Source organism: Shewanella marinintestina (assembly GCF_023283845.1).
GTDB classification, from domain to species: domain Bacteria; phylum Pseudomonadota; class Gammaproteobacteria; order Enterobacterales; family Shewanellaceae; genus Shewanella; species Shewanella marinintestina.
This window is the reverse complement of sequence record NZ_JAKILC010000002.1, coordinates 260,964-274,738: the sequence shown is the minus strand read 5'-3', so window position 1 is coordinate 274,738 and position 13,775 is coordinate 260,964. Positions and strand designations below refer to the sequence as shown.

General features: G+C 41.9%; 16 protein-coding genes. 8 read left to right on the top strand and 8 right to left on the bottom strand.

All coding sequences use genetic code 11. From position 1 onward, the window contains the following. Window positions 1-30 precede the first annotated feature (30 nt). On the bottom strand, window positions 31-501 hold the full coding sequence (locus L2747_RS03600) for a cupin domain-containing protein (protein WP_248997727.1): 471 nt from the start codon (window positions 499-501) through the stop codon (window positions 31-33). Window positions 502-1,001: 500 nt separating this feature from the next. After that, complete coding sequence (argR, locus tag L2747_RS03595; protein WP_248997726.1) at window positions 1,002-1,472, bottom strand: transcriptional regulator ArgR; 471 nt, start codon at window positions 1,470-1,472, stop codon at window positions 1,002-1,004. 350 nt (window positions 1,473-1,822) lie between these two features. Between argR and mdh the strand changes: the two genes are divergently transcribed. Beyond that, window positions 1,823-2,758: a malate dehydrogenase gene (gene mdh, locus L2747_RS03590; protein WP_248997725.1), complete on the top strand. Its 936-nt coding sequence runs from the start codon at window positions 1,823-1,825 to the stop codon at window positions 2,756-2,758. Window positions 2,759-2,841: 83 nt separating this feature from the next. Here mdh and ispB read toward each other — a convergent pair whose 3' ends face one another. Further along, window positions 2,842-3,813 carry an octaprenyl diphosphate synthase gene (gene ispB, locus L2747_RS03585; protein ID WP_248997724.1) on the bottom strand — a complete coding sequence of 324 codons (972 nt, stop codon included), beginning with the start codon at window positions 3,811-3,813 and terminating at the stop codon, window positions 2,842-2,844. Window positions 3,814-4,096: 283 nt separating this feature from the next. Here ispB and rplU point away from each other — a divergent pair, with 283 nt between their 5' ends. The 7 genes from rplU to L2747_RS03550 all read left to right on the top strand — a co-directional run bounded on the left by rplU (window position 4,097) and on the right by L2747_RS03550 (window position 8,316). Beyond that, window positions 4,097-4,408, top strand: a complete 312-nt coding sequence (gene rplU, locus L2747_RS03580; RefSeq protein WP_012154113.1) for a 50S ribosomal protein L21 — start codon at window positions 4,097-4,099, stop codon at window positions 4,406-4,408. 15 nt (window positions 4,409-4,423) lie between these two features. After that, window positions 4,424-4,678 (top strand): 50S ribosomal protein L27, encoded by a 255-nt coding sequence (rpmA, locus tag L2747_RS03575; RefSeq protein ID WP_012154114.1) that lies wholly within the window; start codon window positions 4,424-4,426, stop codon window positions 4,676-4,678. A gap of 137 nt (window positions 4,679-4,815) precedes the next feature. Beyond that, window positions 4,816-5,979 carry an Obg family GTPase CgtA gene (gene cgtA, locus L2747_RS03570; protein ID WP_248997723.1) on the top strand — a complete coding sequence of 388 codons (1,164 nt, stop codon included), beginning with the start codon at window positions 4,816-4,818 and terminating at the stop codon, window positions 5,977-5,979. A 29-nt stretch (window positions 5,980-6,008) separates the two neighbouring features. Continuing rightward, complete coding sequence (locus tag L2747_RS03565) at window positions 6,009-6,770, top strand: threonine/serine exporter family protein (protein WP_248997722.1); 762 nt, start codon at window positions 6,009-6,011, stop codon at window positions 6,768-6,770. Further along, window positions 6,767-7,240, top strand: coding sequence for a threonine/serine exporter family protein (locus L2747_RS03560; RefSeq protein WP_248997721.1), 474 nt, complete (start codon window positions 6,767-6,769; stop codon window positions 7,238-7,240). Before L2747_RS03565 ends, L2747_RS03560 begins: the two co-directional genes overlap by 4 nt. Before the next feature lie 97 nt (window positions 7,241-7,337). Further along, entirely contained in the window at window positions 7,338-7,820 is a 483-nt protein-coding gene (gene folA / locus L2747_RS03555) for a type 3 dihydrofolate reductase (RefSeq protein ID WP_248997720.1), read from the top strand. Window positions 7,821-7,920: 100 nt separating this feature from the next. Then, window positions 7,921-8,316, top strand: a complete 396-nt coding sequence (locus tag L2747_RS03550) for a DUF3718 domain-containing protein (protein WP_248997719.1) — start codon at window positions 7,921-7,923, stop codon at window positions 8,314-8,316. Between the two features lie 143 nt (window positions 8,317-8,459). On the opposite strand, the gene L2747_RS03545 is transcribed toward L2747_RS03550, so the two are convergent. The 5 genes from L2747_RS03545 to pdxA all read right to left on the bottom strand — a co-directional run bounded on the left by L2747_RS03545 (window position 8,460) and on the right by pdxA (window position 13,771). After that, a complete protein-coding gene (locus L2747_RS03545) occupies window positions 8,460-10,481 on the bottom strand; it encodes a methyl-accepting chemotaxis protein (protein ID WP_248997718.1) in 2,022 nt (673 codons plus the stop codon). Window positions 10,482-10,579: 98 nt separating this feature from the next. Then, the gene (locus L2747_RS03540; RefSeq protein ID WP_248997717.1) at window positions 10,580-11,413 is read right to left on the bottom strand and encodes a symmetrical bis(5'-nucleosyl)-tetraphosphatase; all 834 of its coding nucleotides are present in this window, start codon (window positions 11,411-11,413) and stop codon (window positions 10,580-10,582) included. Window positions 11,414-11,431: 18 nt separating this feature from the next. Next, complete coding sequence (gene apaG / locus L2747_RS03535) at window positions 11,432-11,812, bottom strand: Co2+/Mg2+ efflux protein ApaG (RefSeq protein WP_248997716.1); 381 nt, start codon at window positions 11,810-11,812, stop codon at window positions 11,432-11,434. A 155-nt stretch (window positions 11,813-11,967) separates the two neighbouring features. Then, entirely contained in the window at window positions 11,968-12,771 is an 804-nt protein-coding gene (rsmA, locus tag L2747_RS03530; RefSeq protein WP_248997715.1) for a 16S rRNA (adenine(1518)-N(6)/adenine(1519)-N(6))-dimethyltransferase RsmA, read from the bottom strand. 16 nt (window positions 12,772-12,787) lie between these two features. Further along, window positions 12,788-13,771 carry a 4-hydroxythreonine-4-phosphate dehydrogenase PdxA gene (gene pdxA / locus L2747_RS03525; protein WP_248997714.1) on the bottom strand — a complete coding sequence of 328 codons (984 nt, stop codon included), beginning with the start codon at window positions 13,769-13,771 and terminating at the stop codon, window positions 12,788-12,790. Between the last annotated feature and the right edge of the window lie 4 nt (window positions 13,772-13,775).

The window sequence follows — 13,775 nt, the reverse complement described above, 5'->3', positions numbered from 1 at the left end:
GTGCGTTTTTTTATAGCTTTGAAAGAGTCATTACTGGTTTTCTACGCCATCTTTATCCCAGTAGTTAGTTGGGCGTTTGGCATAAACTTCATTGACTGATTTTACCAGAACCTTGTTATTTTCTGGGTACACAACAACATCGTGTATGTCTCTATTACCTACTACAAGGAATACGAAATCTTGCTCACTATGATTGACTAGATTATGTGAGATCCCTGTATCAGCATTGAAACAAATATACTCTCCTTGGCTAAAAGGGTGAGCTTCACCATCGATGTAAAGAGTCGCTTCACCATGCATAGCATAGATATGCTCTTCTTCTTTAGTATGGTAATGGGCAACAGATGAAGACTTACCTGGTGCTAAGCGCTCCATAGTAACGCCAATTTTTTCACCACCTGCAGTGTCACCTATATGTTTTTGTTCGCTGGCATATCGCTCTTCGTGCTGCCAAGATTCCCAGCATATATCATTGATATTTATTATTTTGCTTTTGTTCATCATCCACCCTCGACTCACAATACTGTGCTTCAAGGTTATCACTATTGCGGCTTAAGAAAAAAGATCCTATGCAATATATTGTATAAAGATTGTTTTGAGTAAGATGGCTACAGAACAATTTTAGCGTCTTAAACCTGTTTGGGGGCGGCGAAGAGTTTGCTTTCGTTCTAGGCAAGTGGGTAGTTAATCTGTCTGAATTAGCATGTAGAAGCTAATGGAGCTTCAAGAGTCATCACTGGTAGTAAGACTTTGTATATGGACGAAGATATTAATCAATAGAAGTTAACTATTTATAGTGGGTAACTCATTAATTGTGCGGCATTTATTCTTTAGTCGTGCGACTCTCACTGACATTGTGACTATTGGTGATTATAAATCAAATGCTTCTGATTACTCGGACTTCGGCTTGATTTAACTGGATAGATAACAACTAAAACAAAAATGCCGTGCTGAATGAGTGCGGCATTTGTAAGCTAAACCCACAATCGAGTCATTGTACTTTAGTCAGCGTAATTAAATAGTGACTTAACCGTTTCTAGAGTGTCTTCAACGTTGTGAATGCTTGAAGGGCAGATGAAAATAGTATCATCTCCAGCAATAGTTCCTAAAATACCTTCTGGTTTGCCTATTGAATCAAGTAAGCGAGCAATAAGCTGTGCTGCACCGGGGCTTGTTCTGACGACAATCATGGCTTGGTTGTGATCAACATCGAGTACTAAATTCTTTAATGGACTCCCAGCTGTTGGGACGCCTAATTCAGCAGGTAAGCAATAAACCATCTCTTGCTTAGCATTACGGGTTCTTACCGCTCCGAACTTGCTTAGCATACGTGAGACTTTAGATTGGTTTATGTTGCTAAAACCCTCTGCTTGTAGGGCGATAACAATTTCGCTTTGAGAGCCAAATCGCTCTTCTTTCAAAATAGATTTGAAGGTTCTAACTAAATCATCTTGGTTTTTACTTGCTTGCATATTTTATTATTCTTTATTCAATAAGATCTGCTTCATGATGATTATTTTCGCTTTTTTTGTCAAATATTATTCGTTTTTCTGAATAAAAATTCATTGAAAAGTCTTGTTTGGGGCTGTGGTGTATATAAGTTAGAATGATTGTTCTAATTTTTTAACTGCTAAATTACAGGTCGAAATGGGCTGCAGGTCTTATAGCCACTCGGTTTTACAATTTCCATTTTATATTAGGGTTCTAGATTATATTGAACACGACTAAGGGATAATTGAAATTTAATTGTGAATCCAGTACTGTTGCGGCATTAGAAAAACAGATCTAAATCACAAAAATCCGAGAATTGACGGAGATAATTATGAAAGTTGCTGTACTTGGAGCTGCTGGTGGCATTGGCCAGGCGCTTGCCCTACTGTTAAAAACTCAATTACCTGCGGGTTCTAAATTGTCGCTATACGATATCGCACCAGTTACACCTGGCGTAGCGGTAGACCTTAGCCACATCCCAACGGCAGTTGAAGTGAAAGGTTTTGCTGGTGAAGATCCTACTGCTGCACTAGAAGGTGCTGATGTTGTGCTTATCTCTGCTGGTGTTGCGCGTAAACCTGGCATGGACCGCTCAGATCTATTTAATATTAATGCTGGTATCGTACGTAACCTTGTTGAAAAGTGTGCTGCGACTAGCCCTAAGGCACTGATCGGTATTATTACGAACCCTGTAAACACAACGGTAGCGATTGCTGCTGAAGTGCTTAAAAAAGCAGGCGTTTATGACAAAAACCGTTTATTCGGTGTCACGACTCTTGATGTGATTCGTTCTGAAACCTTTGTTGCTGAAGCTAAAGGTTTGAACGTTGCTGATGTTAAAGTACCTGTTATTGGTGGTCACAGCGGTGTGACTATCTTGCCGCTACTTTCTCAAGTCGAAGGCGTAAGCTTTACTGACGCAGAAGTTGCTGCATTGACGACTCGTATCCAGAATGCGGGTACAGAAGTTGTTGAAGCTAAAGCCGGTGGCGGTAGCGCGACTTTATCTATGGGTCAAGCTGCATGTCGTTTTGGTCTGTCTTTGGTTCGTGGCTTGCAAGGTGAAGCAAAGGTTGTTGAGTGCGCTTACGTTGACGGTGGCAGTGAACATGCTGAATTCTTCGCACAACCTGTTGTACTAGGTAAAAATGGCGTAGAAGAAGTATTAGCTTACGGCGAAGTGAGTGCATTTGAAGCATCAGCTCGTGATGCAATGCTAGATACGCTTCAAGCTGATATCCAGCTAGGTATTGAATTCGTTAAGTAGTTAATGTTGAGTTGTGGTTAATTTAATTTGCCACAATTTAAAAGGGAGCCATTAGGCTCCCTTTTTTGATTTAATCTGCTAGATTAATTGCTACGTTGAGTCGCAATCTTCGCCAAAGAGATAAGTGCTGTTTTATAATCAGAGTCAGGAATAATTGACAGGGCTGCAATGGCCTTTTCTGATTCTTCAATTGCACGTTGCTCTGTGTACTCTAATGCTCCGCAGTTTTTAAGAGCTGCAAGAATGACTTCTATATGCTCAGTGCCGTCACCTTTTTCGATGGCTTCGCGGATAAGCGCTTTTTCAGTATCGTTACCGTTTGCCATTGCAAAGATAAGTGGCAGGGTAGGCTTACCTTCTGCAAGGTCGTCGCCGATATTCTTACCAAGTTCTTCTGTTTCTGCAGTGTAGTCGAGGAGGTCATCGGTTAACTGGAAAGCTGTGCCCAAGTATTTACCATAATCAGCCAGTGCGGTCTGTACTTCGATAGGGCTGTCTGCAAGTAATCCTGCAAGACGTGTTGCCGCTTCAAATAGTTTAGCTGTCTTACAATAGATAACCCGCATATAGCTGTCTTCAGTGGTGTCAGGGTCGTTACAATTCATTAATTGTAGGACTTCACCTTCAGCGAGCACGTTGGTTGCGTCTGCAAGAATTTCCAAAACGTCTAAGCTGCGTAGTTCTGTCATCATTTGGAATGAACGGGTATATAAGAAGTCACCCACTAATACGCTTGCACTGTTACCAAACAATGCATTGGCGGTTTCTCTGCCTCTTCGCAACATTGATTCATCAACCACATCATCGTGTAAAAGTGACGCTGTATGAATAAATTCAATAATTGCTGCTAATTTAAGGTGAGAATCCCCTTTATAGTCAATGGCGCGTGCTGCTAGAATAGATAGCAGAGGTCGCAAGCGTTTACCGCCACCGTTGATAATGTAGAACCCAAGTTGATTAATTAGGGCAACATCTGATTCTAGTTGTTTATAGATCAGTTGATTGACAGCTTGCATATCGCTATCAGTCAATTGACGAATGGCGTTTAAATCCATAAGTAGGCTCTAGTTCTTTGTTGGCTGCAGATTAACATTGCAGCTCAATTAAGGCTTAAATGTTATAATAAATGGATTCTACCTAAATTTACGGTACAAGACAGTAGTTGTAAGTAATTGTGAGAGTTATTTGGGTCTTTTTTTATTCTATGTTAATTAAGACTTGTCAGCTGCCAGTTCTTAGCGTAAACTCCGCGACCATTGTCATTAAAGCTTTTATAGCACCCCTGCATCAAACTAATATGTTTTGAGCGGCGTGTTAGAATATCGGAGTAAAATAGCTATGTACGCTGTTTTTCAAAGTGGCGGCAAGCAACATCGCGTTGAAGCCGGCCATACAGTTCGTTTAGAGAAATTAGAAGTTGCTACAGGCGAAACTATCGAATTTGACCAAGTTCTTTTGGTTGCTGATGGTGAAACTGTACACGTAGGTGCACCTTTAGTTGAAGGTGGTAAGGTTGTTGCTGAAGTAATCAGCCACGGCCGTGCAGACAAGGTAACTATTGTTAAGTTCCGTCGTCGTAAGCACCACGATAAGAAAATGGGCCACCGTCAGTGGTTCACCGAAGTTAAAATTACAGCTATCAACGCTTAATTAGGAGAATAACTCATGGCACATAAAAAAGCTGGCGGTTCTACTCGTAACGGCCGCGATTCAGAAAGTAAACGTCTTGGTGTAAAGCGCTTCGGCGGTGAATCAGTTCTAGCTGGTAACATCATCGTTCGTCAACGTGGTACTAAATTCCACGCTGGTGTTAATGTTGGTATCGGTCGTGACCACACTTTATTCGCTCTTACCGATGGTAAAGTGAAGTTTGAAGTTAAAGGTCCACAGAACCGTAAGTTCATCAGCATCGAAGATTAATTTTTAGCTTAAGCTAATAATTAATATAAGCCCCGCCATTGGTGGGGCTTTGTTTTTTTTAAATTAAGTAAATTGTGTTTTGGCGACTAGAATCGTTAAGAGTATAATTCTTTCATTCTGTGGTGCCAGGAGTTGGTATGAAGTTTGTCGATGAAGCTATTATCCGTGTTGAAGCCGGAAATGGTGGCAGTGGTTGCGTTAGCTTTAGACGCGAAAAATATGTTCCGGATGGTGGTCCAGACGGTGGTGACGGTGGTGACGGCGGCAGTGTTTACCTGCAAGCTGATGAAAACCTAAATACACTGATCACTTTTCAGTTTGAACGCTTCCATATCGCTGAGCGCGGTAAGAATGGTCGCGGACGTGATTGTACTGGTCACGGCGGTGCAGATCTTATCCTTAAAGTACCAGTTGGTACTCGCGCTATCGATAACGATACTGAAGAGTCACTCGGTGACTTAACCACCCATGGGCAAAAATTGCTTGTGGCTAAAGGTGGTTTCCATGGTTTAGGTAATACACGCTTTAAGAGCAGTACTAACCGCGCGCCAAGACAGAAAACACTAGGTACAGACGGTGAAGTTCGTAGCCTTAAGCTAGAGCTATTGCTGCTTGCCGATGTTGGTTTGCTGGGCATGCCAAATGCTGGTAAATCAACCTTTATCCGTTCTGTTTCTAAGGCTAAGCCGAAGGTTGCTGATTATCCATTTACAACTTTGGTTCCTAACCTTGGTGTGGTTAACCCAAGACCTGGTCAGAGCTTTGTAATTGCAGATATTCCAGGACTTATCGAAGGGGCTGCAGACGGTGCAGGCTTAGGTGTTCAGTTCTTAAAGCATCTAGAACGTTGCCGCGTATTACTGCACATATTAGACGTTGAGCCTATCGATGGTAGCGATCCAGTGGAATCTGCACGTGCAATTGTTGGTGAGTTAGAGAAACACTCTCCAAAGCTTGCTGGTAAGCCGCGCTGGTTAGTGATCAACAAAGCTGATTTGATGCTGCAGGAAGAGCTACAAGAACGTATCGACCGCATTGTTAAAGAGTTAGAGTGGGAAGGTGACGTTTATACTATTTCTGCTTATAACCGCGAAGGTACAGCAGAGTTAGCCCTTAAGCTATTAGACTTCATCGATTCACTTCCTCCAGAAGAAGAAGTTGATGCTGATGCCGAAGTTGAGTTTAAGTGGGACAACTACCATCAAGATGCAAATGATTCCATTAACGAAGATTTTGACGATGATTTTGATGATGACTTCGATGAAGATGATTATGATGTAGAAATTATCTACCAAAGATAATTGTTTGCAAAAGAGGAAGTTGAGAAAAGGTGTACGCTACAACGCAAAATGACATTACTCGTCAAGTCGTTAGGGTTGCTCAACTTCTTTTAGCTTATGGCGCTGAATCCGAACTTATCGAAGAGATCACTCAGCGCCTAGGCCATGCCTTAGGCTTAGAAAGTGTCGAGATATCAATCTCGTCAAACTCATTAGTGTTAACCAGTCTTTCAGTCGGACGTTGTATTACAACTACCCGACGTATCCGCGAACATGGCATTAATATGGCCGTAGTTTGCGAGCTACAACGTATTTGTCTTCTAACGGAAAAAGGCATTTATGGCTTAACCGAAGTTCGCAAACGTGTTGCACGCATACAACCAAAAACCTACCCCGCTAAATTTTTAGTACCTATGATAGGCCTATCCTGTGCTAGTTTTTGTCACCTATTTGGTGGCGATATCATTGCCTGTTTGATAACTTTTGTCGCCTCTGCAGCGGGTATGTTTGTGCGTCTTTCTATTGCTAAGCGGCACTACAATTTATTGCTTAATTTTAGTGTTACAGCCTTTGTGACAACTTTAATCGCCCAGACCGGATACCAATTTGATTTAACTGAAACACCAAAATTGCCAATGGCTGCAAGTGTGTTGATGTTAGTCCCCGGCTTTCCGATGATTAACTCAATATCAGATATGGTTAAAGGCCACCTTAACGTGGGGATCTCGCGCTGGGGTCATGCGACGCTATTGACAGTTGCTTCTGTTATTGGCATCACAATAGCTATGCAAATAGGCGGTCTATTTTTATGATGTCGCTTATCTTCACCATGCTTAATGACGCAATATTTTCAGCGATACCAGCAATTGGTTTTGCTATGGTATTTAACGTCCCGCGTCGTTACTTGCCTTATTGTGCACTTGCTGCAGCTTTGGGGCATGGTAGTCGTACTATGTGGTTGAGCTTTGGGTTACCGATAGAGTGGGCGACTTTTTTAGCCGCTGCGCTCGTTGGTGTGGTAACTATTGCTTTTGCTAGAAAGCATCTTGCGCCGCCTTTGATGTACGCGGTTGCTGCTATTATCCCCATGATCCCTGGCACTTACGCATTTAATACCGTTATTGGTTTAGTGCAGTTAACGGCGCAGGCGGAAATGAGCCCTGAACTCATTTACGAAGTGGTGAGTAACGGTCTTAAAACTGTATTTATTTTAGGGGCATTATCTGTGGGGCTTGCTATGCCTAGCTTACTGTATTTTCGCTCGCGTCCTGTCATAAAGTAGTAAGTTTCAGAGTGCTATTTGCAGATGATTAAACTGCCCAAATTTTGCAGTAGCGTCTGCCTTATTGAGCCAAATGATCACATAAAAGGAAGTTAAAATGAAAATAGCTATGATTGCCGCAATGGCTAATAACCGCGTTATTGGTAAAGATAATCAAATGCCATGGCACCTTCCTGAAGACCTACGCCACTTTAAAGCGATGACACTAGGAAAACCTGTGGTTATGGGGCGAAAGACCTATGAATCGATTGGGCGTCCACTACCAGGTCGACATAATATTGTGATTAGCCGTCAGGCAGATCTGTTGATTGACGGTGTGACTACCGTGACAAGTTTTGAGGCTGCCAAATTGGTTGCAGGTGCGTGCGAAGAACTTGTCGTGATAGGTGGTGGTCAGTTGTATCAAATGTTATTACCTCAGGCTGATATTTTATATCTCACTGAGATCGCGTTAGATGTAGAAGGCGATACTCATTTTCCTGAATGGAACGATGGAAGCTGGCTTGAAACATCTCGAGATGTAGCTAAAAACGATAAAGAAGTTGAATATAGCTTTATCAAATTGGTAAAAAAATGTTAAATTCAAAGGGTTGTTTAGTACCCTGTATAACGATAAAGATAGCCTACTCGATAGCGCTACTTTTCAAATAAATAAAAACTAAAAAAATAAGGAGTGACTGATGCGCTTGTTGCCTTTGAGCATCGCTGCACTAATCGTGGCATCTTCAATTTCCGTTTCATCTACTGCTACCGCAAATCAAGATCAATTAGCCGCTAACATTTGTAATTATGTTCAGGCAGATGATAAAAACCGTTTGCGTAAAAAACTAAAAGAAAGCCGTGTAAAGCTACGTAATATTTACAATGGTGTATCTTGTAATGGTGATAGCCTGCTTAGAACTGCGCTTAAAAGTGGCTCTAATAAAGTAGGAACTTTTGTGGCTAAACGCCTACCTGCATCGGAGTTAGGTTCTGCTGAAGCCGATGGACAGACGATTGTTGCTTGGGCCGAGAGTAATGGCCATAGTGGCAGTGAAATAACCACGGCGATTAAGTCGCGTATTGCTGGCGGTTAATTGTATATATAAAAAATACCGGGTTTATCCCGGTATTTTTATGCCTGTCGATTACAGCTTGGTTTAATCATTCTAGTTACAGACAGTAAAAAAGGTGCATTTAGCACCTTTTTCTTTTATTACTTAACTCTAATAAGTATCGGTTATACCTTGAACTCTTTAACTGAGGCTTGTAGTTCTTCTGCTAGCTGAGCAACCTGATGGCTCGACTGTGCTGTTTGATCTGCGCCAGTTGAAGTCTCCTCTGAAATAGCTGCAATGTGTTCAAGCTTTTCAGATACTTGTTGGCTTACTAAATTTTGCTCTTGAGCAGCATGAGCAATATGAGTTCCTGAGTCGTGAGCGCGATGTACTGCGTCACTAATACTTTCAAGTGCATTGTTAGCTTGCTCTGTTTTATCCACGCAAGAGTTAGCCTGAGTGCGTCCTAAGTCCATAACTGCTACAGCTTCTTGAGTACCTTGTTGTAGGACTTCAATCATCTGTTGGATCTCTTGAGTTGAGTCTTGTGTTCTTGATGCAAGGCTTCTGACTTCGTCAGCGACTACGGCAAAACCTCGGCCTTGCTCGCCTGCGCGCGCAGCTTCAATCGCAGCATTTAGCGCTAGTAAGTTTGTTTGCTCCGCGATACCACGAATAACATCGAGAATTGAGCCGATTGATGCGCTGTCAGCGTGGACCTTATTAATCACTACGCTCGCTTTAGATACTTCATCTGCTAGGGCTAAAATAGTACGCTTGTTTTCGTCGGCGATTAAGCGCATATGCTGACTTTCATCATCTGCAGCTTTAATCTGGCTTAATGCATCATCTGCGCTAGCAGTGACTTGTTGCGCACTAGAGCTAAGCTGAGTTGTCGCTGTAGCAACCTGGTCTACTTGGCTTTTTTGCTCTTGAATGCCGACAGTGGTTTGCGCGGTAATTGCCGAGGTTTCTTCTGCAGCAGCAGCAAGCTGATCTGAACGCTCTAAAATACCTTGAATGAGACTGCGTAGACTATCGACGAGCTTATTGCAGTTAGCTGACAGTTTTGCAAATTCATCATGGCCGCTATCATCGAGTTTATGAGTTAAATCGCCAGAAGCTAATACGTTTAACGCGTGGTTTATTTTATCAAGAGAGCGAGTTAATGGGCGCACTACCGCTACGCTTACAACCACTGCAACGACAATTGCAATTAACATTAATAACAGGGTACGAACGCTAGCAGTATCGATATTGGTAATAGCGTCGCTGCTAATTGTATTCGAAACAGATTCGATGTTTGCTGTTAATGCCTTCATCTGCTTGTTGACATTACTGGCCGTCACTTCTACATCTGATAGTAAGGTTTGCGCGCGATTATTTAACGTTATCTCATTGCGCTTAAATGCGATTAATGAGTTGTCTCCATTTATCATATTGAAGACTTTACGAGCTTCGGCTTCTATCTCATTAATTTGATCTGCGTCTACGATACCTTCCCAGTTATGGATGACATAGTCTACTTTACTCTGGGCGTCGCTAACGATGTAATCGAGCTCTTTAGAAATGACGTCAAACTTTGCTTTGTCGGAGCTAGCTTTTAAATCAAAACTGGTACTAACAATACTACTGAAACTTAGCTCTAAATTGCTGGCTGTAGCAGCTATGCCTTGTTCGACTGGGTCATCACTCATTTCTAAGTCAATTAGGTCGAGTAATAAAGACGATGTATCGTCTGCTCCCATTTCAATATCATCATATTTAGCACTAATTTTTTTACTAGTCAGTAGCGCATTTTCATGGGTGACCATTAAATCTTTGCTGGTGTTGGTAAATTGGGTGTAGTTACTTTCTAGTGTTTGGATTATTGAACTAAATTCAGCTTGCTTATTAAGCAGTGCACTCAGCTTTTTTAGCTCTGCACTAAATACTTTGCTGTTGGCTGTAAATTGAGCGTTTACTGCAGGCATTTCACTAGCATTCGGGCTGTAATATGCTCGTATAATTTGCTTCTCTTGCTGAGAAACGGTTTGTGACAGGAGTCCACTTGATTCTAAAGCTGGCAGGCTAAGTTCTTGTAGTACCTGAGTACTTGTTTTTAGTTGGCTATTGGTGAACCAAGACGCCGCTCCAAGTACCAGTAGTAGCAAGGTGACTACCGTAAATCCAGCTATCACCCTGGTGGCTACATTTAACTTCATAAGTGCTCCATTATTATTATTTTTAGTTAAGTCACAGCGTTAGTCTGACAGCTACTGATCTATGTATCGGCCAAATGTTATAATAGTTTAACTTTTTTCTAACTAGTTTTAACGTCTTTTAATTTGGGTTGAAGAATTTTTTGATCCGACTCTAGGTGCCATAAAGTCATATACTCCCCCCAGCAACAGCCAGTATCGAGAGCTAATCTATTGGCTACGTGAGTTTGTCCCATGATGGCTGCCCAGTGTCCAAAAACCACCCTATAGTTATCTGGTAATTTTGAGGTTTGACTAAACCAAGGTTGCAGATCTGCGTGGTTACAATCCTGTAGCGGTGATTTACAGTTAAAATTTAAGCGGCCATCTAGGGTTAAATAACGCATGCGGGTCAGGGCGTTTATACAATAAATCTGTTTTTCTAGTGGACTAAGTGCAAAACTGAATTGGTCAATATCATTACCATACATTTGGCTGATTAAATCTTGTAAATAATCTTTTGATTGCAATGCGTGGCTAACTAAATTTGCTTGTTGGCGCAGGGTTGCTAAGTCCCACTCTGGCGGAACGCCTGCGTGGGTCATAATGATATTTTTTTCTGGTAATTCCTGATACAAAGGCTGCAGCCTAAGCCAGTCGATAATATTCTCAATATCATTAGCGGCGAGAAGGGCACCTAAGTGGTCTTTTGGGTTAGCACGTTTCAGCTTACCGTGTATGGCCATTAGATGCAGGTCATGGTTACCTAATACGATTTTAGCGGAACCTGAAAGTGACTTGAAAAAACGTAACGTCTCTAGCGAGCCAGGGCCTCTAGCGACGAGATCGCCGACTGCCCATAAACAGTCTTTAGAAGGGTTAAAGTCTACTTTTTTAAGCAGTAAGGTGAGTTCTTCAAAGCAACCTTGTATATCACCTACAAAATAATTTGCCATTTTTGCCTGTATTTATAATTAATGAAGTAAACCTGGAATCGATAGACGAAAAGCTGAAATTGGTGCTTTGAATTCTGCACCTAGGTTATCGACCATAGTGTAGCTACCTTCCATTACTCCAAGCGGAGTATCTAATACGGTGCCGCTGGTATATTGGTAACTGCTATTGGGCTTTATTGTCGGTGTTTCCCCAACTACCCCTGCGCCATGGACTTCGCTTTTTCGGCCATTAGAGTCGGTAATACACCAATGACGACTTTTCAACGTGACATCGTCATATCCAAGGTTATGTATGGTAATAGTGTAGCTAAATAGATATTTATCTTCATCTGGGGAGGATTGTGTTTCTATATATTCTGTTTTTACGTCGACTCTGACAGATGGAACTGAATGGCTCATATAGACCTCTAGAAAGCTGAAGTTAATCTTATATTTAATGCTATGTGCGTACTTCATCTTAAAGGGAGTTTTCTTTAATTAATAGGTCATTATCTATTAAAAAGGTATAAAAAAAGGGCTGTTAATGCCCTTTTATTTGTTGGTAAAGAATAAAGTTACTTTTTATCAAATACGTGGTTAGCCATAGCAACATATTGGTCGACGCGAATTTGCTCTGGTCGTAACGTTGGGTCAATACCAAGCGTTGCAAAGTCTTCATCTGATAACATTTGCTTAAGGTTATTTCTTAACGTTTTACGACGCATGTTAAATGCAGTCGTCGTTAAGTTTCTTAATAAGTCGACGTCTTTACATGGCCAAGGTTTAGTTTTGTATGGCACTAAACGTACAACGGCTGAATCAACCTTTGGTGGTGGTGTAAAGCACCCTGGCGGCACTTCAAGTACGGGCATAACTTGGCAATGGTATTGCGCCATTACGGTTAAGCGGCCGTATGCTTTTGTTCCTGGCGATGCAGACAGTCTTAATACCACTTCTTTTTGCAGCATGAAGTGCATGTTTTCAATATGCTGAGCAAACTCAAACAAGTGGAACATAAGCGGTGTAGAGATGTTGTATGGTAAATTACCAAATACTTTCATCTGCTTGTCTTCACGTACTAACTGATTGAAGTCGAACTTAAGCGCATCACCTTGGTGTATTTCTAACTTATCTTTCAATACAGGGTGCTGTTGTAAACGTTCAACCAGATCTTTATCTAGTTCAACTACTGTTAGCTTATCAATGCCACTTGCTACAGGTTCGGTCAATGCCGCTAAACCAGGGCCAATCTCAACCATAACATGATCGTTATCTGGAGAAATTGCACCCACGATGCGATTAATCACATTTTCGTCGGTTAAGAAGTTTTGTCCAAAACGCTTTCTGGCCGTATGGCCTAAATGTACTTTATTGCTCATGAGGTAACTTTTATCACTAATTCTTTGCAGCCAAATCAATGGCTTTATTTAATGCGCAGACGAAACTGCCGATATCTGCAGTACCAGTGCCTGCAAGCTCTAGGGCCGTACCATGGTCGACCGACGTTCTTATATAGGGTAATCCTAGAGTGATATTGACTGAACTGCCAAACCCTCTAGATTTTAGTACTGGAAGCCCCTGATCGTGGTACATAGCAAGTACAACGTCAGCATCTTCTAAGTATTTTGGTTGGAATAGGGTATCTGCTGGCAATGGACCAACGATATCCATATCAAGCTCGCGTAGTTCATTTAGCGCAGGAATAATTGTATCTATTTCTTCTCTGCCAAGATGACCATCTTCACCAGCATGTGGATTTAAACCACAGACATAAATTCTCGGTGCTTCAATTGCAAACTTATCAACTAAATCTTTATGTAAGATTTTAATGATTTGATGTAGGCGATCGCGAGTAATAGCTTTTGATACATAAGCAAGGGGGATATGGGTGGTCACAAGTGCAACTTGAAGCCCTGGTGCCGCCAGCATCATAACAACATCCTGACAGTTTGCTTGGTTAGCAAAAAACTCTGTATGTCCGCTAAATGGAATGCCCGCTTCGTTAATAATACCTTTATGCACTGGTCCAGTTACGACGGCATCAAACTCTCCGCTCATATTTTTTTCACCAGCGAATCTGAGCGTTTCAACAACATAAGCACTATTGGCTTCGTTTAACTTGCCGCATATAGCTTCAGTTTCAAGAGCAAAGGGGACTATTGTTAGTGTGCCGGCTTCTTGCGCCTTGGCTGGTTGATTCGGCTGATATGGACGTAGCTGAATAGGTAAGCCAAGTTTCTTAGCGCGAGACTGTAATAGTTGTGGATCAGCACAAACAACTAGCTCAGCAGGCCAAGCCTGCTGAGCTAGTTGTATCACTAAATCGGGGCCGATCCCCGCCGGTTCACCCGGCGTGATGGCAATTCGTTTAGTCGACAATAGT

Bases quoted from the DNA above. Each gene is read 5' to 3' on its own strand.
- rpmA (WP_012154114.1), top strand. From the start codon at position 4,424: ATGGCACATAAAAAAGCTGGCGGTTCTACTCGTAACGGCCGCGATTCA.
- L2747_RS03540 (WP_248997717.1), bottom strand. From the start codon at position 11,413: ATGGCAAATTATTTTGTAGGTGATATACAAGGTTGCTTTGAAGAACTC.
- rplU (WP_012154113.1), top strand. From the start codon at position 4,097: ATGTACGCTGTTTTTCAAAGTGGCGGCAAGCAACATCGCGTTGAAGCC.
- ispB (WP_248997724.1), bottom strand. From the start codon at position 3,813: ATGGATTTAAACGCCATTCGTCAATTGACTGATAGCGATATGCAAGCT.
- cgtA (WP_248997723.1), top strand. From the start codon at position 4,816: ATGAAGTTTGTCGATGAAGCTATTATCCGTGTTGAAGCCGGAAATGGT.
- rsmA (WP_248997715.1), bottom strand. From the start codon at position 12,771: ATGAGCAATAAAGTACATTTAGGCCATACGGCCAGAAAGCGTTTTGGA.
- folA (WP_248997720.1), top strand. From the start codon at position 7,338: ATGAAAATAGCTATGATTGCCGCAATGGCTAATAACCGCGTTATTGGT.
- apaG (WP_248997716.1), bottom strand. From the start codon at position 11,812: ATGAGCCATTCAGTTCCATCTGTCAGAGTCGACGTAAAAACAGAATAT.
- L2747_RS03550 (WP_248997719.1), top strand. From the start codon at position 7,921: ATGCGCTTGTTGCCTTTGAGCATCGCTGCACTAATCGTGGCATCTTCA.
- L2747_RS03600 (WP_248997727.1), bottom strand. From the start codon at position 501: ATGAACAAAAGCAAAATAATAAATATCAATGATATATGCTGGGAATCT.
- L2747_RS03560 (WP_248997721.1), top strand. From the start codon at position 6,767: ATGATGTCGCTTATCTTCACCATGCTTAATGACGCAATATTTTCAGCG.
- mdh (WP_248997725.1), top strand. From the start codon at position 1,823: ATGAAAGTTGCTGTACTTGGAGCTGCTGGTGGCATTGGCCAGGCGCTT.
- argR (WP_248997726.1), bottom strand. From the start codon at position 1,472: ATGCAAGCAAGTAAAAACCAAGATGATTTAGTTAGAACCTTCAAATCT.
- L2747_RS03545 (WP_248997718.1), bottom strand. From the start codon at position 10,481: ATGAAGTTAAATGTAGCCACCAGGGTGATAGCTGGATTTACGGTAGTC.